General features: G+C 47.6%; 1 protein-coding gene. It reads right to left on the reverse strand.

Annotated features, from left to right (window positions below):
* Window positions 1-548, reverse strand: a 548-nt coding sequence (locus tag AB4512_RS22890; RefSeq protein WP_372175826.1) for an MFS transporter, incomplete at both ends; no start/stop codon positions are given.

Here is a 548-nt window from a genome sequence, read left to right on the forward strand (position 1 = left end):
GTGTAAGAGTACTGACCTCTATCGAAGCCAAGCTCTGTCATAATCAACAGTGGAGAGACATTCACATAAGTGAGAATTGTGGTCACGCCGAAACTGGTCATGATCACTCGGCTAATAAACAACGGCTCTTTAAACGTTTCGATTGAAGTTGAATGGAGGGTTACAGGTTTCTCAGGTAAGCGCGATTTCTCAGAGAGAGAGGCTTTGGCTAACCCATTATCTTTGATGTTGAGCTTAGTCTCTTTTAGCACGAGCACCGACAATAAGCACACCACTACACCCATGCCCGCCATGGTCGTGAACAAACTCGGCCATGGGTAAACAGTCATGATTAGATGACCAATCACAGGCGCGAGTACCGGAACGATGCAAGTTATGCCATTTAACATCGACAGCACCTTGGCACGCCTTTTATCGTCTAAGACATCTCGTAAGATGGCGAACGCCACCACATAGCAAGATCCAGCACCAACACCTTGGAAAAAACGCACGATAAGAAACGGCTCAGCACTGCTCACAACCCCGCCCAAGGTCGACGAGAGAGTAAA

The sequence above is a fragment of the Vibrio sp. 10N.222.52.B7 genome, assembly GCF_041474275.1.
In the GTDB taxonomy this organism is placed as follows: Bacteria; Pseudomonadota; Gammaproteobacteria; order Enterobacterales; family Vibrionaceae; genus Vibrio; species Vibrio crassostreae_C.